This window comes from Phyllobacterium sp. P5_D12 (genome assembly GCF_054049495.1).
Genome location: NZ_JBFUMG010000973.1, coordinates 1 through 1,039, shown reverse-complemented (window position 1 = coordinate 1,039; position 1,039 = coordinate 1). Strand labels below are relative to the sequence as shown.

Below are 1,039 nucleotides of genomic sequence, written 5' to 3'. Positions count from 1 at the left end.
GATAAAGCGCTTCGAGGAAGACCGTGAGCGTGCCTGGCCGCGCAAGTTGCTGCACGTCGATCAGCTGGTCCGTCGGCCGAAGCTGTCCCGCCGCAATCACATCCTGGACTTCGGTCACCACCATTGGAATGATCGTAAAGGGCTTCCCGATACATGTTGCTTCGGCAATCATGCCTTTTTTCATCACCTGCGCCTCGATCTGACCAAAGCCGGCAATCAGCGCCACGCGTCCAGCCTCCTGGGGGACGAGGATCCCGGCGGGGCGGATCATGGTGTTTACAACGTCGCCGGGCCGCAATGTAAACTGTTGGACCGTTCCGGCCACACCGGCCCGAACCACGGTTTTATCCAGCTCCACCTGTGCCTGCTTAAGCGCGGCTTCTGCACTCGCCTTCTGGGCGGGCAGCAGCGTTGAAAGTTTTGTCTCTATTGTCCGCTTGTTGGCGACAGCGGCGTCGAGCGCTCCCTTTCGCGTGTCAGCCGTGATTTGTAATCGCTCCACCTCCCGAACCGAAACGTCCGCCCTGCGCCGTAAAAGCTCTTGCCTGGTCGCGAGTTCATCCAGAGCCTGCTGGTAAGCGCCTTGCGCCTGCTGGATGAGCCCATCGGCCCCGGCAAGTTCCGTTTGCGCCACCGCGATTTCGGCAACGGTCTCATCGATTTGGCGCTGTGCCGTTTCGTGCGCGGCTTCCTGTTCCGAACTGTCGAGCCGGAAGAGCGGTGCTCCGGCTTCGACCTTTGTATTGATCCCGACGAACACTTCGGCGACACGGCCCGTGGTTTCGGGGAGAATGGTAACTGTCCGGAATATCGCGGTGACGTTCGTCGTCGAAGGATGAAAATAGAAAATGACGGTAATCAACGAAACAGTCAGCAAAAGGCACGCAGTTATGCCCCAGCGCAGCTCATACCACACCGTATAGAGAGTAATCTCCCGGCCGAGACGCCTTCCCTGTCCATAGCGGCGGAAAAGGTAGTCCGGAAAGACTGTGAGCATTGAACAGAGAAGCAGCTCAAACATGACTCAGATACCCCCGCC

General features: G+C 58.6%; 1 protein-coding gene. It reads right to left on the bottom strand.

Features of this window, described 5'->3' with window-relative positions; genetic code table 11:
• Positions 1 to 1,021 (bottom strand): HlyD family secretion protein (locus tag ACXJ5O_RS28085; RefSeq protein WP_457302776.1); only part of this gene is annotated, 1,021 nt, incomplete at its 3' end.
• Positions 1,022 to 1,039: the final 18 nt, after the last annotated feature.